Source organism: Amycolatopsis coloradensis, assembly GCF_037997115.1.
Lineage (GTDB): Bacteria > Actinomycetota > Actinomycetes > Mycobacteriales > Pseudonocardiaceae > Amycolatopsis > Amycolatopsis coloradensis_A.
The window spans coordinates 8,658,177-8,677,011 of sequence record NZ_CP150484.1; the positions used below are offsets into that span (position 1 = coordinate 8,658,177).

Sequence of the window (18,835 nt, forward strand, 5' to 3'; positions counted from 1 at the left end):
GGCGACGCTACATTGCTCGGGTGCACAGCGCTATCTCCCGGTTGCTCCTGGTCCTCGTTTCCGGTGTGCTCGCCCTCGCGGTGACGCCGGTGGCCACAGCCGCCCCGAAGCCACCAGCCCAGGCGCAGCCGTGCGCGAACAAGGTGACGCCTCCCCCGCCCGTCGACACCTCCGAGAAACCGCGCCCCGGCGAGGCCGCTCCGGCGCCGCTGCCGGTGCCGCCGGTTCCGGTGGGCGGCGAACGGATGGCCGAATGCGGGCTCGTGCTCCCGAAGCGCGCGCTGAACCCGCCCGAGGGGAACACCTCCGCGTCGTGGGTGCTGCAGGATCTCGACACCGGCGACGTCATCGCGGCGAAGGATCCGCACGCCCGTCAGCGGCCGGCGTCGCTGATCAAGGTCCTGCTCGGGCTGGTCGTGGTCACCGAACTCCCGCCCGCCAAGATCGTCGTGCCGACCAAGGAGGACGCCGAGCAGGAGTGCACCTGCATGGGCATCGCCGCGGGCGGTCAGTACACAGTGGACCAACTGTTGCACGGCCTGCTGATGCACTCGGGCAACGACGCGGCGCACGCGCTCTCCACCGTGCTCGGCGGCCTGGACGCGACCCTCGCGAAGATGAACGCACTGGCCACCCGTATCGGTGCCACGGACACCCGGGCCGCCACACCGTCCGGGCTCGACGGCCCCGGTATGTCGACCTCCGCCTACGACATGAGCCTGATCTTCCACTACGCGATGAAGAACCCCGAATTCGCCAAGGTGGTCAAGACCAAGAGCTTCGAAGTCCCGGCCACCGCGGGAAAACCGGTCGTCACGATCTACAACGACAACAAGCTCCTCGGCAGCTATCCCGGGTTCACCGGCGGGAAGACCGGCTTCACCGACGACGCGCGCCACACCTACGCCGGCAGCGCGGTCCAGAACGGTCACCGGGTCGGGGTCGTGATGCTGCGCGCCGAGCAGCGTCCGACCCGGGTCACCGAGCAGGCCGCGAAGCTCCTCGACTACGGCATCGCGCTACGCGAGTCCAAGGCCGAATCGGTGGGACGCATCGAATACCGGTCACCGGAAACGGTGAACGCGGACCCGGCCAACGCCGCGCCGAACGCCGATGGCGCGGCGAACAGCGGAGCGGCGGCCGCGGCCGAAGACCCGTTCGGCGTGACGGGCTGGATCATCACGCTGGTCGTCTTCCTGATCATCGTGGCGTCGTTCGTCGTCGGCCACCAGCGCAAGAAGGCCATGGCCGGCGAATAACGTCAGGACTTGCGACGGCCGAACCAGCCCAGGAGCGCGCCGGTCGCGAAAGCCCCGCCGACGGCGCCGAGCCCCGGCCCCTGCTGAACGGTCACCCGCGGGTGGATCAGCACCGGGGCAGGCGGCTCGATGACCGTCTTCAGGTTCTCCTTCGCCGTCGCCGTCCACGCGGTGACGAACAGTAGGAACCGCGAAACGAGGTTCGCGAACACGAGCAGGCCGATCACCGGGCCGAACAACGTGAACGCCGGTGATTTCGTGACGCTGCCGAGGTAAACGGTCGCGGCCTGCTGGAGCACGACGAAACCGACCGCGGCGAAGATCGCGCCTTTGACCGCGCTGCGCAGCGCGACATGCTCACGCGGAAGCCTCGCGATGACCCACAGGAAGACCAGGGTGTTCGCGAGCAGGCCGAGCAGGATCGTCGCGGCCTTCAACAGGAACACGGCCCAGCCCTGGTTCTCGAGGCCGACCAGTTCGAGCAGGAACCGCCCGACGCCGCTGCCCGCGGCGGTGAGCCCGAACGAGATCACCAGCGCGACCCCGAGCCCGACGAGGGACAGCAGATCCTTGATGGTGGTCGAAACCAGCGGGAGCTTCTGCTTTTCCTGCCCCCATTGGGCGGTCAGCGCGTCACGCAGGTTCGACATCCAGCCGACCCCCGAGTACAGGGCGAGCAGCAGCCCGAAGATCCCGATACCGCCGCCGGAGTCCAGCGCCGCCTTGATGATGCTGCCGACGAGGTCGCTCAGCCCTTCCGGGACGGACTTCTTGATGCCGTCGACGAGCTGGTTCGTCACCACCTGGTCACCGGCGAGCACGATCTTGATGATCGCGAAGGCGACCATCAAGATCGGGATCACCGAAAGCACGCTGAAGTAGGTGATGGCGGCGGCATAGTGATTGCCGTAGCGCTCGGTGAAGGCGTCGTTCGCCCGGATGAGGTGATCGAGCCAGCCGTACTTCCGCCTCAGGCGCGGTAACAGCTTGTCCTGTTCCGGCTTCGCGCCGTCATCATTCGCCACCGTCAAACGCTAACCACACCGCGACGACATCGCAGCGCGAATCAGCCCGCCGGGGGAAGGAACCCGATGTTCTCGTAGACGTTCCGCAACGTCACCGAAGCGACTTCCCTGGCCCGTTCCGCACCGAGCGCCAAGGCCTTGTCGAGCTCGGCGACGTCGTCCAGATAGGACTGGACGCGTTCCTGCACCGGCGTGACCCAGTCGACGAACGCCTCCGCGACACCCTTCTTCAGGTCACCGTAACCCTTGCCCTCGTACGAGTTCTCGAGTTCGGCGACCGGCTGGTCGGTCAGCGCGGAGAGGATCGTCAGCAGGTTCGAGACGCCCGGCTTGTTCTCGGCGTCGAAGACGATCTCGCGGCCGGTGTCCGTGACCGCCGAGCGCACCTTCTTCGCCGACTTCTTCGGTTCTTCGAGCAGCTCGATGAGGCCGTTGCCGGTCGACGAGGACTTGCTCATCTTCGCGGTCGGGTCCTGCAGGTCGTAGATCTTCGCCGTGTCCTTGACGATATGCGGCTCCGGCACGGTGAACGTCTTGCCGTAGCGGTTGTTGAACCGCTGCGCGAGGTTGCGCGTCAGCTCCAGGTGCTGCCGCTGGTCCTCGCCGACGGGGACCTCGTTCGCCTGGTACAGCAGGATGTCGGCGGCCTGCAGGACCGGGTACGTGAACAGGCCGACACTGGCGCGATCGGTGCCCTGCTTCGCGGCCTTGTCCTTGAACTGCGTCATCCGGCTCGCTTCGCCGAACCCGGTCTGGCACTCCAGCACCCAGCCCAGCTGGGCGTGCTCGGGCACGTGGCTCTGGACGAACAGCGCGCTGCGGGCCGGGTCGACCCCGAGCGCGAGCAGCTGCGCGGCCGAGCGGCGCGTGCGATCGCGCAGCACCTTCGGATCCTGCTCGACGGTGATCGCGTGCAGGTCGACGACCATGTAGAAGGTGTCATGGGTGTCCTGCAGCCGCACCCATTGCCGCAGCGCACCCAGGTAGTTGCCCAGGTGGAACGAGTCGGCGGTCGGCTGGATCCCGGAGAGCACGCGCGGGCGCTTCTGTTCGTCGGACACGCCCGGATTCTCTCAGGCCACGCCGCGGCGGGTCATTCGGCCTCGCCCCGGCCGAACGGTCTAAACGGTTAAACGCCACATACTTCCGACGGTTCTGGGCACGGTGCCCGATTCCTAGCGTTCAAGGCACCGGATCTTCCGGCCACACCGAAGGAGAACCCAGATGAAGGCACGATCCCTACTGATGGGCTTGGCCATGGCGGCCGCGGCCGTCTTCTCGCTTTCCGGCGTCGCGGCGGCGGCCGAGCCCACCGGAGGCGTCCAGCCGAACATCGTCGGCGGCGGCAACGCGACCCAGGTCTACTCGTTCATGGTGTCCCAGCAGTCGAGCTCCGGCGGCCACCAGTGTGGTGGCTCACTGATCAGCTCGACCTGGGTGGTCACCGCGGCGCACTGCGGCACGCCGTACCAGGTGCGCGTCGGCACCACGAACCGCACCAGCGGCGGCACCGTCGCCCGCGTGGCCCAGCGCATCGCCCACCCGAGCGCCGACCTGGCGCTGCTGCGTCTCTCGACGGCGGTGCCGCAGGCGCCGGTCACGATCGCCGACGCGTCCGGGGCCGTTGGCACCGCGACGCGGATCATCGGCTGGGGCCAGACCTGCCCCGTCCGCGGTGGTTGTGGCGCCCCGATCAACCTCCAGGAGCTGAACACCTCGATCGTCTCCGACAGCCGGTGCCTCGGCATCAACGGCGCCAGCGAGATCTGCACCAACAACCCCAACGGCAACTCGGGTGCCTGCTACGGCGACTCGGGCGGCCCGCAGGTCAAGCAGGTCAGCGGTGTCTGGCAGCTGGTCGGCGCCACCAGCCGCGCCGGGAACAACAGCAGCACCTGCGCGACCGGGCCGTCGATCTACGTGGACGTCCCCTACTTCCGCAGCTGGATCCGCACCAACTCCGGCGTCTGATCCGGTCCCCGCGTCGCCCCACCGCCCCCGGGGGCGACGCGGGCCCAGCCGGTTCAGCAAGGAACCGTGCGGAAGTTCGAAGAGCCGCTCCAGCAGCGCGACCGCCTTCAGGGAGTCGCATCGCTCGGGGCGGCTTCTTCCTGTCCGCCAGTAGCTCAAGGTCGCGACGCTGACCCGGACACCCTCCAGGGCGAGCCGGTGCCGGATCCGGTCGAGACCGAGGCCGCTGTCCGTGATCGCCCGGTCCAGGGCGCGGGGGAAGGGGTCACCGGGCCGGCTGCGACGCCGTGTCACCGTCATGGACCCGAGCGTGGCGATCAGCGAGCGGCTAAACAATCCGGGCCGGACTAGGTGTACCTACCCAAGAAATCCGCCGACCTGCGTTTAGCCCCCTAATCGCGATCTGCCTCGTCCCGGCACCGACCTGCCTTTAGCGGGCTAATCGCGATCCGCCAGGCCCAGGGCACCGACCTGCGTTTAGCCCCCTAATCGCGATCCGGGGCCGGGAGGCGCAGGTCAGGGGCGCTGCTGGCGAGTGAGGGCGTCGTCCGCGAGCACGGCTTCGGCCATCGCGGCGACGTGCGGGGTGGCGGGCTGCGCCGGGGCGGGAGCGGGGGCGGCGGCCGCGCGGGCCTTCCGGCGCTGGCGGAACACCCCGAAGGCCATCCCGACGACGCCGAGCGCGACGGCGATCAAGCCGACCGGGCCCAGAAGACCGAACGCCATCTCCGACCGCGACGTCGTGTCCGCGGCCGATGCCGGTACCGCGCCCGCGACGAGCAGCGCGACCGGGATCGCGACGACCGCCGCGGCCCTAGCCGCGGGCATGGCCGATCGCACCAGGAGATGAACTGGGTTCCGCACCGGAGTGCCTCCCGTGACGTGACTTTGCCGAACCGGAACGCTAACCCGAACGAGTGAGCATTTCCAGGCTGCTGGTCAAAAAACTACCGAGCGTGTCAAGACCTGTGAGTTCTGATCAACTCGGGGCACGAGACTAGCCCCTCACAGGGGGGATGTTTCGAGCACCCCTCTTCTCAGAGTTGTCGAGCTCGAGATCGGTTTCTGACAAAACCGGACAGGGTTGGACCATTCGACTGTCACACGCGGCCGAACAGGCGGTATCCGGCTTTCCGCGGTTGGTTTCTTGTCCGTAATGGTCTATACCTGTTGGCCATACCCCTTAAAAGGTATAGACCAATCTCCCTGCATGGTCCCCTCGTACGAAGGAGCCACCGATGTCTCTTCGACGTATTCTCGCGGCGGTCGCCGCCACTTTCGCCGCCACCACGGTCGCCGTGGTCGTCCCGGCCCAGTCCGCCTCCGCCGCGGACTGCGTGGCGCCGTGGAACGCGAGCTCGGTCTACTGGGGCGGCAACACCGCCTCCCACAATGGGCACAACTGGTCCGCGAAGTGGTGGACGCAGAACGAAACCCCTGGTAGCGCGCAGGTCTGGGCCGATCAGGGCACCTGCGGTGGCGGCACGACCAACCCGCCGAACCCGTCCGGCTTCGTGGTCAGCGAGGCCCAGTTCAACCAGATGTTCCCGAGCCGGAACCCCTTCTACACCTACAACGGCCTGGTCACCGCCCTAAGCGCATACCCGGCCTTCGCGGGCACGGGCAGCGACACCGTGAAGAAGCAGGAAGCGGCGGCCTTCCTGGCGAACGTCAGCCACGAGACCGGCGGCCTGGTCCACATCGTCGAACAGAACGAGGCCAACTACCCGCACTACTGCGACACGAGCCAGTCCTACGGCTGCCCGGCGGGCAACGCCGCGTACTACGGCCGCGGCACGATCCAGCTGAGCTGGAACTTCAACTACAAGGCCGCCGGCGACGCGCTGGGCCTGCCACTGCTGACCAACCCGTGGCTGGTGCAGAACGACGCGGCGGTCGCTTGGAAGACCGGCATCTGGTACTGGATGACCCAGAACGGTCCCGGCACGATGACCCCGCACAACGCGATGGTCAACAGCCGCGGCTTCGGCGAGACCATCCGCAGCATCAACGGCAGCATCGAGTGCAACGGCGGCAACCCCGCCCAGGTGCAGAGCCGCGTGAACAAGTACCAGCAGTTCACCGGCATCCTCGGCGTGAGCCCGGGCGGCAACCTGTACTGCTGATCCATCCAGGGTGCTGAAGGGGCCCCGAAGCGGCGCCCCGGAAGCGCTTCTCACGCGCCTGGCTGGTGCNGTTGCTGGCCTGTTTTCTCGGGACTGCCGCCGTCCTGCAGGCCTCGGCCGCGGGTGGCGCGGCCGTCACGCATCAGTCCGGCATCGTGTGCCCGGACTACTACGGGCCGGTCTTCAGCAAGGACAACGTGCCCGCCGCATGTGACGCGGCGAAGGGCCCCTTCAGCTTTCAAGGGACGTCAGCAGTCGTCGCAGCGAAGCGTCCAGGACGCCGAGGTCGTCACCAAGCGGCGCGAGCAGCTTCGCGACGTTCGCCGTGTGCTCGGTCATCGCGGCGTCGACGACTTCGAACCCGCGCCCGGTCAGCGTGACCCGGAAGCTGCGCCGGTCTTCCGGATCCAGCGCCCGTTCCACCAGCCCCGCCGACTCGAGCCGGTCGATCCTGCTGGTCATCCCGGCCCTGGACATCATCAGCGTCGCGGAAAGCTCGGACGGGATCAGCGTGTACGGCTTCCCGGATCGCCTGAGCGCCGCGAGCACGTCGAACTCCCCTTGCTTCAAGCCGTGCTTCGCGAACACGGCTTCCACTTTGGGAGTGGTCAGCATCGCCACGCGGCCGAGGCGGCCTGCGACCCCGATCGCGGTCAAGTCCAGCTCCGGCCGCTCGCGGCGCCACGCGCCGACGACCGCGTCGATCGCGTCCGTGTTTCGTTCTTCGCCCACGGACGCAGTCTATTCGACAGGAGATAGTTTGACAGCGAACTATCAGTGATGGAACTATCGCGGGCATGACCCAGCGCATCGAAACCCGTGAAGCCGTCCTCGTCCGCGCCGCCGAAGCCGAAACCGTCGGTGCGGCCCCCACCCTTGTCACCCTGCTCGCCGACGTCTCGACCACAGGCGGAGTCATGAGCGGCGCGCGAACACGGTTAGGCGTCGGCGCCGATGGGGCCGCGCCGCACTACCACACCGGCTCCTCCGAGATGTTCTTCATGCTCGGCGGAAGGCTGGAAGTCCTTGTGGGAGAGGAAATCGTCACCGTTTCCGAAGGCGACATGCTGGTCGTCCCGCCACTGACCACACACGCGTTCCGCGCGGCCGTCGACTCGCCGGCGGACGTTCTGATCGTGTTCATCCCCGGCGTGGAACGGTTCGACTACTTCCGCCTACTGGAGAAGGTCGGACACGGCGAAGCGACCGTCCAGAATCTCTTGGAAAGCCAGGAAAAGTTCGACAACCACTTCGTCGAGAGTCCAGTGTGGACGGAGAGCGCGAAGTCCCGTCAGTAGCCGCGCGGCGGGTACCCCGGCGGCGGATACCCGGGCTGCGGGTACTGCGGTGGCGGGTAGTGCGGCGGCGGATAACCGTGATGCCGCGGCGGGTACGGCTGCTGTCCGTACTGCGGCGGAGGCAGGTACTGCTGCGGATAGCCGGGGTTCTGCGGCGGATACGGCTGGCGCGGGTACTGGGGCTGCTGCGGGGCGGGCTGACCGCCGCCGAGGTGGAACGGCAGCAGCGACACGAGTTGCGCGAGACGCCCGAGCGTCGAGAGCACGTCATCCGGCTTGGTCCGCCCGAAGGTCGGATTCTCGACGTAGACCAGCTCCGCACCCACCAGCGACCAGGTGTGCAGCTTCAAGGACCGCATCGTGGCGGCGACCTGTGGTGTCAGCACGCCGACCGCGACGTTCGGGTCGGTGTCGATCAGCTTGTACCAGCGGTTGAACTTCCGGTCCGCGGTGGCGGGCTCCGGATACTGCTCGACGTCCCAGGCGGACTCGATGCTCGACACGATCTGGAAGTTCGGCATCGGCGCGGGCAGGGTGACGGCCCAGACCGTGTCGATCGAGATCGTGTCGAGCTCGTTGACCTTCTTGTTGGTCCAGCGCGTGTGCACGCTCGTGACCGTCGGGCGGCGGTGGTAGTCGAAGACGCTGAACCGCAGCCCTTGATACATGCCGCTCAGCGCGCCGAACGCCATCCGCTTGTCGCCGCGCTGGTTGAACGGCAGCACCGTCCACCGTTCCAGCATGTTCGGCGCGTCCGGGCTGAACTCCCACCCGTACTGGCCGGACATCGCGTAGCGCTCGGCGTTCGTCGCCTCGATGCGCCTGGCTTCGTTCGTCTCCATCGCGACCCCCGATTCTCCCGGCGTGCAGCCTATCCGGAGTACATCGGCGTCACGGGCGCGCGTGGTCGGACCTACGCGTCTTGCAACTCCTCGACCGTCGCGTAACCATGGATGAGGATGGTACGGAATGCGACGATACGCCCGAGGTCAGGCACTTGCGCCGCCAAGTCGCCATCCGCTTGGGACAGCTGGTTCAGTGCCTCACCAACGATTTCGAGCTGGCGCTCGACCGCCGAGCGCAACATGGCGTTCGACCGGTAGGCATCGAAGTCCTCGCCTTTGCTGAACTCACTCAGCGGTCCGCTGCCCTCAAGGCGTCCCAAAGGTAGGTTCGAGCGTCACGCTGCATAGAGCAGCTCCCGGGTCTCCACCACCTGTTGCTTGAAGTACGGATTGCGAATGCTGGTCACGCTGACGAGGCCCACGGGAGGACCCAGGACCCGCTCAAGGCCTTCCTTAAGACCGAAGCATCGAACTCGACAAGCACGTCGACGTCGCTGGATTGCAGGTCGAACCTACAGCTGCTCGTGCCTGACCGGATCCCGGAGGTCACGGCGAACAGCCGGGACCCGGAATTGCCTGCCGACTGCTCAGCCGGAGTAGGTGGCCGTCACCGGCGCGTGGTCGGACCAGCGCCGGTCGTAGGAGTCGGCGCGCTCGACCACGACGGAGGTGCACCGCTCGGCCAGGCCGGGGGTGGCGATCTGGCAGTCGATGCGCCAGCCGGTGTCGTTGTCGAATGCCTTCCCGCGATACGACCACCAGGTGTACGGGCCGGGGCCTTCCGGGTCGAGCTTGCGCTGTACGTCGACGTAGCCGGCCTCGCTGAACACGCGGCCGAGCCATTCCCGCTCCTCCGGCAGGAAGCCCGAGCTCTTCTGGTTTCCCCGCCAGTTCTTCAGGTCGATCTTGTCGTAAGCGATGTTCCAGTCGCCCACGACGACGACCTCACGGCCGCCGGCCTCGGCCTTGGCGCGCAGGTCGACGAGGTACGGCAGGAACGCCGTCATGAAGCGCTCCTTTTCGTCCTGACGCGGGGTCCCGACGTCGCCGCTGGGCAGGTACAGGCTCGCGACCACGACATTCGGCAGGTGGATCTCGGCGTAGCGGCCGCTGTCTTCGAATTCGGGCTCGCCGAAACCGATGCGGACCTCTTCCGGCTCCGCCCGGCTGAAGAGCATGACGCCATTACGCCCCTTCTGCGCCGACGGCGCGTGCACCACGTGCCAGCCTTCGGGCGCGGCGGCACCGGCCGGGAGCTCCTTGAGCTCGGCCCGGACCTCCTGGCAGGCGACGACATCGGCCTTCGTCGAGCCCAGCCACTCGACGAAGCCCTTTTTCGCGGCGGCACGAAGGCCGTTGACATTCACAGTGGAGACGGTCAGCACCCGTCGCACGCTACCCGGGGGGTCCGACAGAACCGGCAGGGCGTTCGCTCTGCGAGACTGCGCACATGAGCGAGCTGACCGTGCTGGGCAGCTGCGGCGCCTGGCCGGAACCTGGCCGGGCCTGCGCCGGCTTCCTCCTGGTCCACGAGGGCTTCAAAGTGGTGCTCGACCTCGGCTACGGCTCCGCGTCACGGCTGTTCGAGTACTGTCCCGGCGGCCGGGTCGACGCGGTGGTGGTGACGCACGAGCATCCCGATCACTGCGCCGACGTGAGCGCGCTCGGCCGGGCTCGCGCCTATGGGCTGCCGGGCGAGCCGAGGATCCCGCTGCACTGCACGCCGGGCACGGTGCGACGGCTCGAAGCGATGGAACCGCGACCGCATCCGACGACGATCTTCGACGTGTACGAACTCGGCCCGCCGCGCGAGGTCGGCCCGTTCCGGATGACCACGTTCCTGCTTCCGCACCATGTGCCGAACTACGGGGTCCGCCTGACCGCGCCCGGGCTCACCGTCGCCTACACCGGCGACAGTGGGCCAAGCCCGATCCTCGCGGAACTGGCGCGCGACGCCGACCTCCTCATCGCCGACGCCACGCTTCAGGGGCCGTCGCCCGACGAGACGCCGCGTCTGGTGTCCACGGCGGGCGAGGCCGGATACTGGGCCAAGCGAGGCGGTGCCCGGCGGCTGCTGCTGACCCACTTCTGGCCCGGTTCCGACCGCGGGATCTCGGTGGCCGAAGCGCGGAAGGAGTTCAGCGGCGAGGTGCTGGCGGCCGAGGAAGGCACCCACTTGCGTTTCGCGGGCTAAACGCGATCCCCCAGGTCAGGGCCCACTTGCGTTTCGCGGGCTAAACGCGATCCCCCAGGTCAGGGCCCACTTGCGTTTCGCGGGCTAAACGCGATCCTGCAGGTCACGGGCCGCATTTCGCGCCTTCGACGGGGGGCGCGAACTCGGCGGAGACCCACTTGCCCTCGGCGATCTTGCGGAAGCCCTTCTCGACCACCGGCTGCGCGTCGATCTTCGTGTCCTTGACGTACTTGCCGACGATCTTCTGCCCACCGGGGGTGTCGCGCGCGTTGAGCACGTCGGCCGTCACCACGACCTGGCAACCGGTCGGGCTCGACGCGCTCGACTCCCTGTCCTGCCCCGAGATGGCGACGACGACGATCAGCGCCAGTCCGCCGCCGATGAACAAGACCGGTTTCGAGATGGCCATGATGGTCACTCCTCGAACAAGGGAATCGTTTTCTGTCCGGTCCAGAGTGGCAGAAGCCGGGGCGGTCGCCCAGATCCCGGATTGCCAACCACCCGGAGGCGCCAACCCCGGCCGGTCACGGGCTACCCACCGTCACCACGCGAAAAGGCCCCCTTCCGCGAGGGAAGGGGGCCTTCAAGCGTTCACGAGACTCAGCCCTGGGCGATCTTCTCGGCCAGGTTGGCGTCCAGCGTCGCGAGGAACTCCTCGGTGGTCTGGAACGGCTGGTCCTTGCTGATCAGCAGCGCGAGGTCCTTGGTCATCTTGCCGCTCTCGACGGTCTCGACGACGACCTGCTCCAGCTTGTTCGCGAAGCCGATCAGCTCCGGGTTCGAGTCCAGCTTGCCGCGGTGCTCGAGCCCACGAGTCCACGCGAAGATGGACGCGATCGGGTTGGTCGAGGTCGGCTTGCCCTGCTGGTGCTGGCGGTAGTGCCGGGTCACCGTGCCGTGCGCGGCCTCGGCCTCGACGGTCTTGCCGTCCGGGGTACGCAGCACCGAGGTCATCAGGCCCAGCGAGCCGAAGCCCTGCGCGACCGTGTCGGACTGCACGTCACCGTCGTAGTTCTTGCAGGCCCAGACGTAGCCGCCCTCCCACTTCATCGCCGCGGCGACCATGTCGTCGATCAGGCGGTGCTCGTAGGAGATGCCCTTGGCGTCGAAGTCGGCCTTGAACTCCGCCTGGTAGATCTCCTCGAACACGTCCTTGAACATGCCGTCGTAGGCCTTCAGGATGGTGTTCTTGGTCGACATGTAGACCGGGTACTCACGGTCGAGGCCGTACTGCAGCGAGGCGCGCGCGAAGTCCTCGATGGACTTGCGGAAGTTGAACATGCCCATGGCGACGCCGCCGCCCTCGGGGTACTGCGCGACCTGGAACTCCATCGGCTCGGAACCGTCGGCCGGGGTGTAGGTCATCGTCAGCGTGCCGGGGCCGGGGACCTTGAAGTTGGTCGCCTTGTACTGGTCACCGTGCGCGTGACGGCCGATGATGATCGGCTTGGTCCAGCCCGGCACCAGGCGCGGGATGTTCTGGATGACGATCGGCTCGCGGAAGATCACGCCGCCGAGGATGTTGCGGATCGTCCCGTTGGGCGAGAGCCACATCTTCTTCAGGCCGAATTCTTCGACGCGCGCCTCGTCCGGCGTGATCGTGGCGCACTTGACGCCGACGCCGTGCTTCTTGATCGCGTTGGCGGAGTCGATGGTGATCTGGTCGTCGGTGCGGTCCCGCTCCTCGATGCCCAGGTCGTAGTACTCCAGGTTCACGTCCAGGTACGGGTGGATCAGCCTGTCCTTGATGAACTGCCAAATGATGCGGGTCATCTCATCGCCGTCGAGCTCGACGACGGTGCCCTGGACCTTGATCTTGGCCATGAGCAGCGGTGCTCCTTCCGCGGATCTTCGCGTTCTACTTCAGTCTCCGGTAGCGGTACAAGCGTACTGCTTAACGGTGCTGGATGGTTCCAGTAGTGGTCGGTATCAAGTCTCCACGAGGCGAATGTGTCCGACGTCACTCGGTCGTACGACGGCCATCCGGCCGTCACGGGAACGACGGCGACCGCGTCATCATCGAACAACACTCCTCCGCCGGCCCACCGGAAAGGGCGATCCCATGTCGACCAACCCCTACGCCGTGCCTCCGTACGAGCAGCCTCAGGCGCCGGAGCCCTACGCCCAGCCTAGGCAAAGCAGTCGCGCGGCGCCCCGGGTGCTCAGCGGGCTCGGCGGTGTTCTGCTCACGCCGGTCGCGCTCGGCCTGACGATCTACGGCGGCTCGCTGCTCCAGCGGGGTTTTTCGCGCTCCCTGTCCATCAGCGAGGACCCGCTCGGCATCGTCCTCCTGGTCCTGGGCGGCCTGCTCCTGCTCGGCGTCGCGTTCCTCGGGGCGCTGTCCGGGCTCGGGCCGGTACTGGGCGGGCTGCTGTGGGGAGTACTGCCGGGCCTGGCGTTCCTCCTGAGCCCGCGCGATGCCATGAGCCTCGTCTACGACGTCGGCGGCAGCGGCCTCGGCGTCGGCCTGGTGACCTGGCTGGTGATGGGCGCGCTGGTCGGGAGCGGTTTCCTGTTGATCGGGGCAGGCCTGGTCGGCACCTTCTCGCGGCGTCGCTCAAATCGCGTTTAGCGGGCTAAACGCGATCCGCGGAGATCGAAGTGAACCGAAGGGGGCCGGCGTCCGTAGTCCGGTGCAGGGAGGTGACCCGCCCATGTCAACGCACCGGTACGTCGCGGAGTACGACGACGAGGACTACCAGGAGTACGGCGAGTACGAGCAACCCAAGGATCCCCGGAGGCCGTACGAGGACGTCGAGTCGTACGAACCGTACGAGCCCTTCGACGACGAACTGGGATCCGAAGACCCGCGCGCGGGCCGAGGCGTGCGGCGCGTCCTCAGCGGCGCGGGCGGCCTGATCCTGACGCCGGTCGCCCTCGGCCTGCTGGCTTGGGGCGGGCTGCGGCAGCAGATGCTCGTCCAGGCGACGCTCAGCACCCAGCGTGACGTCTTCAGCATCGGCCTGCTCGTGGGCGGCGGGATCCTCCTGCTGGCCGTTGGGCTGCTCGGCGCGCTCTCGGCGACCGGCCCGATCCTCGGCGGCCTCGTCTGGGGTGTCGCCCCCGGCGTGGCCACGATCGCGGTCCCGGAATGGGGCTTCCGGCTGGTGAAACTGTTGCCGCAGAACGATGTCACCTACGGCGTCACGAGCTGGCTCTTCATCGGCGGCCTGCTCGCGACGGGCTTCCTCCTGATCGGCGCGGGCCTCGCGTCGAGACTCGCCCGGCGGCGCCGCTGAGCGGGCTGGGACCATCGGCACATGGGTTTGTTCACCGTTCCCGAAGCCCGCGCCGAGCTCGCCCGGCTACGCCCCGTGCTCGACGAACTGGTCCGTCTCCGCGCCGACGCGGCCGAGCTCGCCGCTTCCCTGCGCCCGGGCGGCCGGGAGACCTCGCTCGGCGGAATGCCGGAATGGAAGGCCGCGCAGGCCCGGCTGGACGACCTGATGACCACCGTCCAGCGGACGGGCGCGGAGCTGAAGGGATTCGCCCCGCTCCTGATCGACTTCCCCGCCGAACTCGACGGCGCCGACGTCCTGCTCTGCTGGCTCGAAGGCGACGCGGAGCTGTCCTGGTACCACCGCGCCGACCTGGGTTTCGCCGGACGCCGCCGCCTCCCGGATAAGGTCGCGGTCGTGAGCGAGGAGATCGCGGCCGGGCTGTTCGACGGCATCGCCGCGCGCTACGACGAAGACACCTTTCACGGCTTGGTCGCCGACGCGCTCGTCGACGGCCTCGGCTGCACGGCACCCGAGCGTGTTCTCGACGTCGCGACCGGGACGGGGGTGGCCGCGTTCGCCGCGCTGCGGCTGGAGCCGGGTGAAGTGCTCGCGATCGACATCTCGCCGGGCATGATCGCCCAGGCCGAGACGAAGGCGGCGACGCACGATCCCGGCAAGCGCATCACCTGGCAGGTGGCTTCCGCGGTCCCGTCGCCGGTGGAGGACGAAGGCGCGGACGCCGTGCTGTGCGCGTCTTCGCTGCATTTCCTCGGCGCGGCCGCCCTGCGCGACTGGCTGCGCGCGCTGCGCCCCGGCGGACGCGTCGGCTTCAGCCTGCCGATCGCGTCGGCGTTCCGGCCGTCGGAGGCGTTCGCCGCGATCGTCCCCGCCGACCTGAAGCTGCCGGAAACCGAGGACGACGCGGCGGAACTGGCCTCCGAAGCCGGCTTCACCGAGGTGACCGTGAAGCGGCTCGACGTCGAGTCCGAGGATCGGGTCCGGTCGGTGTTCGTGGTGCACGCGACCAGGCCCTGAGGTCTACAGCGGCGCGAAGAACGGCACGCACTTCGGCGCGGGAGCGCCTTCCGGGTCGAGCGCCTTGAGGATCAGGCTCGTCACGTTCGGGTCGATCGCCTGGCTGAGGTGCCCGGAAACGTCCGCGCCACAACGGTCCTGCAACACGATGTCGGTCGTGCCCGGCTCGTCCAGCACGCCGCTGGTGTACGGCGTGACCACTCGATCATGCCGGCTCACGATGCTCGTGTACATCGGTCCCGGCACGCTCACCCCACCGCGGGCGAGGTCGTCGAGGAACGCCGATGGCGCGAGGTATTCGCGGCACGCGCCGCACACGCCGTCGGCGAGCAGGTCGATCCCGGGTAGCGACAGCACGGCCTTCGCCAGCTCGGAGAACCCGTTGAGCGACGTGCCCTTGAAGTTCGAGCCGAAGCCGACGAAATGCTTCACCTTCTCCGCGCCTCCCTCGAATTTGAGGTAGTACGCGGGCATCGTCGTGCCCTCGGAATGCCCGACGATGTCGACCTTGTCCGCGCCGGTGCTCGTGCGCACGCGGTCGACGAACGCGCCGAGTTCGACCGCGCTCTTCCGCATGGAGGCGAGCCCGCCGAACAACTGTCCACCCAGGACGGTGGAGCCGTAGGTCAGCGAGTAGACGCAGTAACCGGCGTCCTTGAGCTTCGGCGCGTGGTGGAACCAGTTGGTCGTCGCGTTGCCGCCGAGGCCGTGCACCAGCACGACAGGCTCGGGATGGCTCGCGCTCGGTTCGCACGACCAGTCGTTCCAACCGCTCGACGGCGCCGCGCTCGCCACCGCCGGGACGGCGATCGTGAACGTCAAAGCCGCGACAAGCGTGGTGAGGATCCGAGCCCGCATCCCTGCCTCCGGTTACTCGTCAGTATGTGATGCGAGTCATCCTGCGTCACAAACTGATGGCCGGAACCGGGAGAAAGACCAGACTTACGCGCCACCTCTTGTGATGGATCACAAGGGCAGCAGCACTCGCCTCTCGATCGGGCTGGACATGACGATCGACGTCGTCGTGGCGCCCAGCACGGAGAGATCCTCCAGCAACTCCTCCAGGTGGGTGGTGTCGCGCACGGCGATCTTCAGGATCCAGCAGTCCTCGCCCACCACATGGTGCAGCTCGAGGATTTCGGGGCGGTCCATGATCTTCCGCGTGCGCGGATGGCGGACGGTGAACCCGCTGTGCGGCGCCATCCGCACGAACGCCCGCAGCCCCAGTCCGATCCCGGCGGGCGAAACGAGCGCCGCATAACCGGTGATCGTGCCGTCGGCTTCGAGCCGTTTGACCCGCTCGCCGACGGCGGCGGGACTCAGCGAAACGCGGCGCCCGAGCTCGCTCAGAGTGATGCGGCCTTCCTCCTGGAGGAGTTCCAGGAGTCGCCGGTCGATCACGTCCAGTGAGCTTTCAGCGAAACCGCGATTCGACCGAGATTCTTTCAGTGATTCCGCGGATTCACCCATGTTCTCCCCTTCAAGTGCCCGGATCGCCACCGTAACACTGGTGGGCATGAATAAAGTGCTCGTTCTCGGCGGAAGCCGGTACTTCGGCCGCGGGGTGGTCGAGCGACTGCGGGACGCCGGGATGGACGTCACCGTCCTCAACCGCGGCTCCACGCCCGCGCCGTCCGGCGTCGCCCACCTGATCGCCGACCGCGACGACGAAGCCGGGCTCAAGGCCGCGCTGGGCTCTCGTTCGTTCGACGTCGTGCTCGACCAGGTCTGCTACACGCCGGTCCAGGCGGAGATCGCGCGCCGTGTGCTCCGCACGGACCGCTACGTGATGACGTCCACGATCGAGGTCTACGACCAGGTCCGGACGGAGACGCCGATGGCTGAATCGCTGGTCACCCCGGCGACAGTCGACCTCGGGCTTCCCGAGTACGAGTACGGCGAAGGCAAGCGGCAGGCAGAGGCGGTCTTCTCGGCGGGAGACACGCCGTTCGTTTCGGTACGCGTCGCGCACGTCCTCGGTGGCGAAGACTTCACCGGGCGGCTGCGCCATTACGTCGAACGGCTGGACGCGGGGGACGCCGTGGACATCCACGCGGGACCGCGGCCGTCGACGTTCATCCACGCGAGTGAGATCGCGGACTTCCTGACCTGGGCCACGCTCGCGGACTTCACCGGTCCGGTCAACGCCGGTTCACACGGCGGGCTTTCCGCTGTGGACATCGCCCGCGCGATCTCGATCGAGCCCCGGTTCCGGGTCGTCGAGCGGGACGCCTCGCCGTTCTCCTTCGACCGGTACGCCGTCCTGGACACCTCGCGCGCGACCGGCCTCGGCTTTTCCTTCTCCTCCACCACCGATTGGCTCGGCGAAGCCATCGAAGACGCCAGAAAGGGATGACCCCCATGCGTTACCGCAACATCGGAGACGTCGAAGTGAGCGCGATCGGGCTGGGCGCGATGCCCCTGTCGATCGAGGGCCGTCCTGATCGGGACCGCGCGATCGCCACGATCCACGCCGCGCTCGACGCCGGGGTCACGCTGATCGACACGGCCGACTCCTACCACTGGCACGCGGGCGAAACCGGCCACAACGAGATGCTCATCGCCGACGCGCTGGCCGTCCGCGGCGACTCGGCCGGGGTTCTCGTCGCGACCAAGGGCGGCCGTGGCCGTCCCGGTGACGGTTCGTGGACCGTCACCGGGACTCCCGCGCACCTCAGGAACGCCTGCGAGGGGTCTCTGAAACGCCTCGGCGTCGACGCCATCGGGCTCTATCAGCTGCACAAGCCCGATGAGAACGTGCCGTGGGCGGATTCCGTGGGCGCGATCAAGGAGCTGGCCGACGAAGGCAAGATCCGGCTCGCCGGGATATCCAATGTGTCCCGCGCGCAGATCCTCGAAGCGCGGGACATCCTCGGCGAGACACTGGTTTCGGTGCAGAACGAGCACGCGCCCGCGAATCTGTCGCACGAACCGGAACTGGCCCTGTGCACCGAGCTCGGGCTCGCCTACCTGCCGTGGGGCCCGCTCCGCGGCATCGGCGGGGAATTCCTTTCCGTGGCCGAAGATCTCGGGGTCAGCCCGCAACGGGTATGCCTGGCCTGGCTGCTCGCGAAGTCGCCGTCGATGATCGTGATCCCCGGCTCGACGAGGCCCGCGACCATACGCGATTCGGCGGCCGCAGCCGATCTGGTGCTCACCGCCGAGATGCTGGCTCGCTTGCCGTGATCAGGCCCCGGCCACCAGTGCCACCCCCAGGCCGATCATCGTCGCGGCGACCAAACCGTCCAGCACCCGCCACGACGACGGCTTGCGGAAGAACCCGCTGAGCAGCCGGGCGCCGAAACCCAGCGCGAGGAACCAGATCACGCTGGCCGACACCGCACCCACGCCGAACGCCCACCGGTCGCTGCCGTGTCCGGCCGCGATGGCGCCGAGCAGGAGAAGGGTGTCGAGGTAGACGTGCGGATTCAGCCAGGTGATCGCCAGCGTGGTCAGCACGATGCGGCGCAACGATCCGCCGGTCTCCGGGCCGCCGGTCTCCAGCGCGGACGGCTTGAACGCGCGACGGGCCGCGAGGGCGCCGTAGCAGAGCAGGAAAGCGCCGCCGACCAGCGCGACGATGGTGAGCGCTTCCGGTGACGACCCCACCAGAGCTCCGACCCCGCCGACGCCGAGGCTGACCAGGATGGCGTCCGAGAAGATGCAGATCAGCACCACGACGAGCACGGCTTCGCGCCGGATGCCCTGGCGCAGCACGAAGGCGTTCTGCGCGCCGATCGCGACGATGAGGGCCATGGTGGCGCCGAACCCGGCGACCGCGCTGAACAGAACGTCTCCCATGCGAACAACACTAGGAAGCCACTCGTCAACAGTACAGCTAAAGATTCTTACGTAAGATTA

22 protein-coding genes are annotated in these 18,835 nt (G+C 67.9%); 10 read left to right on the forward strand and 12 right to left on the reverse strand.

Annotated features, from left to right (window positions below; genetic code table 11):
• Window positions 1-20 precede the first annotated feature (20 nt).
• Window positions 21-1,259, forward strand: a complete 1,239-nt coding sequence (locus LCL61_RS40490; protein ID WP_340684620.1) for a D-alanyl-D-alanine carboxypeptidase family protein — start codon at window positions 21-23, stop codon at window positions 1,257-1,259.
• A 2-nt stretch (window positions 1,260-1,261) separates the two neighbouring features.
• Here LCL61_RS40490 and LCL61_RS40495 read toward each other — a convergent pair whose 3' ends face one another.
• Both LCL61_RS40495 and trpS read right to left on the reverse strand, forming a co-directional pair.
• A complete protein-coding gene (locus tag LCL61_RS40495; RefSeq protein ID WP_340684621.1) occupies window positions 1,262-2,290 on the reverse strand; it encodes a YhjD/YihY/BrkB family envelope integrity protein in 1,029 nt (342 codons plus the stop codon).
• Window positions 2,291-2,325: 35 nt separating this feature from the next.
• Complete coding sequence (gene trpS / locus LCL61_RS40500) at window positions 2,326-3,345, reverse strand: tryptophan--tRNA ligase (RefSeq protein WP_340684622.1); 1,020 nt, start codon at window positions 3,343-3,345, stop codon at window positions 2,326-2,328.
• A 163-nt stretch (window positions 3,346-3,508) separates the two neighbouring features.
• On the opposite strand from trpS, the gene LCL61_RS40505 reads away from it, so the two are divergent.
• Complete coding sequence (locus tag LCL61_RS40505) at window positions 3,509-4,255, forward strand: serine protease (RefSeq protein WP_340684623.1); 747 nt, start codon at window positions 3,509-3,511, stop codon at window positions 4,253-4,255.
• 516 nt (window positions 4,256-4,771) lie between these two features.
• On the opposite strand, the gene LCL61_RS40510 is transcribed toward LCL61_RS40505, so the two are convergent.
• Window positions 4,772-5,095 carry a hypothetical protein gene (locus tag LCL61_RS40510; protein WP_340688806.1) on the reverse strand — a complete coding sequence of 108 codons (324 nt, stop codon included), beginning with the start codon at window positions 5,093-5,095 and terminating at the stop codon, window positions 4,772-4,774.
• A 398-nt stretch (window positions 5,096-5,493) separates the two neighbouring features.
• Between LCL61_RS40510 and LCL61_RS40515 the strand changes: the two genes are divergently transcribed.
• Complete coding sequence (locus LCL61_RS40515; protein WP_340684624.1) at window positions 5,494-6,381, forward strand: glycoside hydrolase family 19 protein; 888 nt, start codon at window positions 5,494-5,496, stop codon at window positions 6,379-6,381.
• 231 nt (window positions 6,382-6,612) lie between these two features.
• On the opposite strand, the gene LCL61_RS40520 is transcribed toward LCL61_RS40515, so the two are convergent.
• Complete coding sequence (locus tag LCL61_RS40520) at window positions 6,613-7,113, reverse strand: MarR family transcriptional regulator (protein ID WP_340684625.1); 501 nt, start codon at window positions 7,111-7,113, stop codon at window positions 6,613-6,615.
• A gap of 65 nt (window positions 7,114-7,178) precedes the next feature.
• On the opposite strand from LCL61_RS40520, the gene LCL61_RS40525 reads away from it, so the two are divergent.
• Window positions 7,179-7,679, forward strand: coding sequence for a cupin domain-containing protein (locus tag LCL61_RS40525; protein ID WP_340684626.1), 501 nt, complete (start codon window positions 7,179-7,181; stop codon window positions 7,677-7,679).
• On the opposite strand, the gene LCL61_RS40530 is transcribed toward LCL61_RS40525, so the two are convergent.
• The 3 genes from LCL61_RS40530 to LCL61_RS40540 form a co-directional block, all read right to left on the reverse strand.
• Complete coding sequence (locus LCL61_RS40530; RefSeq protein WP_340684627.1) at window positions 7,673-8,521, reverse strand: hypothetical protein; 849 nt, start codon at window positions 8,519-8,521, stop codon at window positions 7,673-7,675. The two genes, LCL61_RS40525 and LCL61_RS40530, sit on opposite strands and share 7 nt — an antisense overlap.
• 71 nt (window positions 8,522-8,592) lie before the next feature.
• Complete coding sequence (locus LCL61_RS40535; protein ID WP_340684628.1) at window positions 8,593-8,844, reverse strand: HepT-like ribonuclease domain-containing protein; 252 nt, start codon at window positions 8,842-8,844, stop codon at window positions 8,593-8,595.
• 267 nt (window positions 8,845-9,111) lie between these two features.
• Window positions 9,112-9,918 (reverse strand): exodeoxyribonuclease III, encoded by an 807-nt coding sequence (locus LCL61_RS40540; RefSeq protein WP_340684629.1) that lies wholly within the window; start codon window positions 9,916-9,918, stop codon window positions 9,112-9,114.
• Window positions 9,919-9,974: 56 nt separating this feature from the next.
• Between LCL61_RS40540 and LCL61_RS40545 the strand changes: the two genes are divergently transcribed.
• Window positions 9,975-10,718 (forward strand): MBL fold metallo-hydrolase, encoded by a 744-nt coding sequence (locus LCL61_RS40545; protein WP_340684630.1) that lies wholly within the window; start codon window positions 9,975-9,977, stop codon window positions 10,716-10,718.
• Between the two features lie 103 nt (window positions 10,719-10,821).
• Here the strand turns inward: LCL61_RS40545 and LCL61_RS40550 are convergent, their stop codons facing one another.
• Complete coding sequence (locus tag LCL61_RS40550) at window positions 10,822-11,127, reverse strand: SH3 domain-containing protein (RefSeq protein ID WP_340684631.1); 306 nt, start codon at window positions 11,125-11,127, stop codon at window positions 10,822-10,824.
• Window positions 11,128-11,318: 191 nt separating this feature from the next.
• Window positions 11,319-12,542 (reverse strand): NADP-dependent isocitrate dehydrogenase, encoded by a 1,224-nt coding sequence (locus LCL61_RS40555; RefSeq protein WP_340684632.1) that lies wholly within the window; start codon window positions 12,540-12,542, stop codon window positions 11,319-11,321.
• A 238-nt stretch (window positions 12,543-12,780) separates the two neighbouring features.
• Here LCL61_RS40555 and LCL61_RS40560 point away from each other — a divergent pair, with 238 nt between their 5' ends.
• The 3 genes from LCL61_RS40560 to LCL61_RS40570 all read left to right on the forward strand — a co-directional run bounded on the left by LCL61_RS40560 (window position 12,781) and on the right by LCL61_RS40570 (window position 14,974).
• A complete protein-coding gene (locus LCL61_RS40560) occupies window positions 12,781-13,290 on the forward strand; it encodes a hypothetical protein (protein WP_340684633.1) in 510 nt (169 codons plus the stop codon).
• A gap of 82 nt (window positions 13,291-13,372) precedes the next feature.
• Complete coding sequence (locus LCL61_RS40565; protein WP_340684634.1) at window positions 13,373-13,957, forward strand: hypothetical protein; 585 nt, start codon at window positions 13,373-13,375, stop codon at window positions 13,955-13,957.
• A gap of 21 nt (window positions 13,958-13,978) precedes the next feature.
• Window positions 13,979-14,974 (forward strand): DUF2203 family protein, encoded by a 996-nt coding sequence (locus tag LCL61_RS40570; protein WP_340684635.1) that lies wholly within the window; start codon window positions 13,979-13,981, stop codon window positions 14,972-14,974.
• 3 nt (window positions 14,975-14,977) lie between these two features.
• Here the strand turns inward: LCL61_RS40570 and LCL61_RS40575 are convergent, their stop codons facing one another.
• Complete coding sequence (locus tag LCL61_RS40575) at window positions 14,978-15,832, reverse strand: esterase/lipase family protein (RefSeq protein ID WP_340684636.1); 855 nt, start codon at window positions 15,830-15,832, stop codon at window positions 14,978-14,980.
• A gap of 108 nt (window positions 15,833-15,940) precedes the next feature.
• Window positions 15,941-16,375, reverse strand: a complete 435-nt coding sequence (locus LCL61_RS40580; RefSeq protein ID WP_340684637.1) for an Lrp/AsnC family transcriptional regulator — start codon at window positions 16,373-16,375, stop codon at window positions 15,941-15,943.
• Between the two features lie 115 nt (window positions 16,376-16,490).
• Here LCL61_RS40580 and LCL61_RS40585 point away from each other — a divergent pair, with 115 nt between their 5' ends.
• On the forward strand, window positions 16,491-17,330 hold the full coding sequence (locus tag LCL61_RS40585; RefSeq protein WP_340684638.1) for an NAD-dependent epimerase/dehydratase family protein: 840 nt from the start codon (window positions 16,491-16,493) through the stop codon (window positions 17,328-17,330).
• A gap of 5 nt (window positions 17,331-17,335) precedes the next feature.
• Complete coding sequence (locus LCL61_RS40590) at window positions 17,336-18,160, forward strand: aldo/keto reductase (protein ID WP_340684639.1); 825 nt, start codon at window positions 17,336-17,338, stop codon at window positions 18,158-18,160.
• On the opposite strand, the gene LCL61_RS40595 is transcribed toward LCL61_RS40590, so the two are convergent.
• Window positions 18,161-18,775: a LysE/ArgO family amino acid transporter gene (locus tag LCL61_RS40595; protein ID WP_340684640.1), complete on the reverse strand. Its 615-nt coding sequence runs from the start codon at window positions 18,773-18,775 to the stop codon at window positions 18,161-18,163.
• Between the last annotated feature and the right edge of the window lie 60 nt (window positions 18,776-18,835).

Coding starts and splice junctions, on each gene's coding strand:
- LCL61_RS40515 (WP_340684624.1), top strand. CDS start 5,494: ATGTCTCTTCGACGTATTCTCGCGGCGGTCGCCGCCACTTTCGCCGCC.
- LCL61_RS40525 (WP_340684626.1), top strand. CDS start 7,179: ATGACCCAGCGCATCGAAACCCGTGAAGCCGTCCTCGTCCGCGCCGCC.
- LCL61_RS40590 (WP_340684639.1), top strand. CDS start 17,336: ATGCGTTACCGCAACATCGGAGACGTCGAAGTGAGCGCGATCGGGCTG.
- LCL61_RS40595 (WP_340684640.1), bottom strand. CDS start 18,775: ATGGGAGACGTTCTGTTCAGCGCGGTCGCCGGGTTCGGCGCCACCATG.
- LCL61_RS40550 (WP_340684631.1), bottom strand. CDS start 11,127: ATGGCCATCTCGAAACCGGTCTTGTTCATCGGCGGCGGACTGGCGCTG.
- LCL61_RS40505 (WP_340684623.1), top strand. CDS start 3,509: ATGAAGGCACGATCCCTACTGATGGGCTTGGCCATGGCGGCCGCGGCC.
- LCL61_RS40585 (WP_340684638.1), top strand. CDS start 16,491: ATGAATAAAGTGCTCGTTCTCGGCGGAAGCCGGTACTTCGGCCGCGGG.
- LCL61_RS40570 (WP_340684635.1), top strand. CDS start 13,979: ATGGGTTTGTTCACCGTTCCCGAAGCCCGCGCCGAGCTCGCCCGGCTA.
- LCL61_RS40560 (WP_340684633.1), top strand. CDS start 12,781: ATGTCGACCAACCCCTACGCCGTGCCTCCGTACGAGCAGCCTCAGGCG.
- LCL61_RS40545 (WP_340684630.1), top strand. CDS start 9,975: ATGAGCGAGCTGACCGTGCTGGGCAGCTGCGGCGCCTGGCCGGAACCT.
- LCL61_RS40575 (WP_340684636.1), bottom strand. CDS start 15,832: ATGCGGGCTCGGATCCTCACCACGCTTGTCGCGGCTTTGACGTTCACG.
- LCL61_RS40530 (WP_340684627.1), bottom strand. CDS start 8,521: ATGGAGACGAACGAAGCCAGGCGCATCGAGGCGACGAACGCCGAGCGC.
- LCL61_RS40565 (WP_340684634.1), top strand. CDS start 13,373: ATGTCAACGCACCGGTACGTCGCGGAGTACGACGACGAGGACTACCAG.
- LCL61_RS40555 (WP_340684632.1), bottom strand. CDS start 12,542: ATGGCCAAGATCAAGGTCCAGGGCACCGTCGTCGAGCTCGACGGCGAT.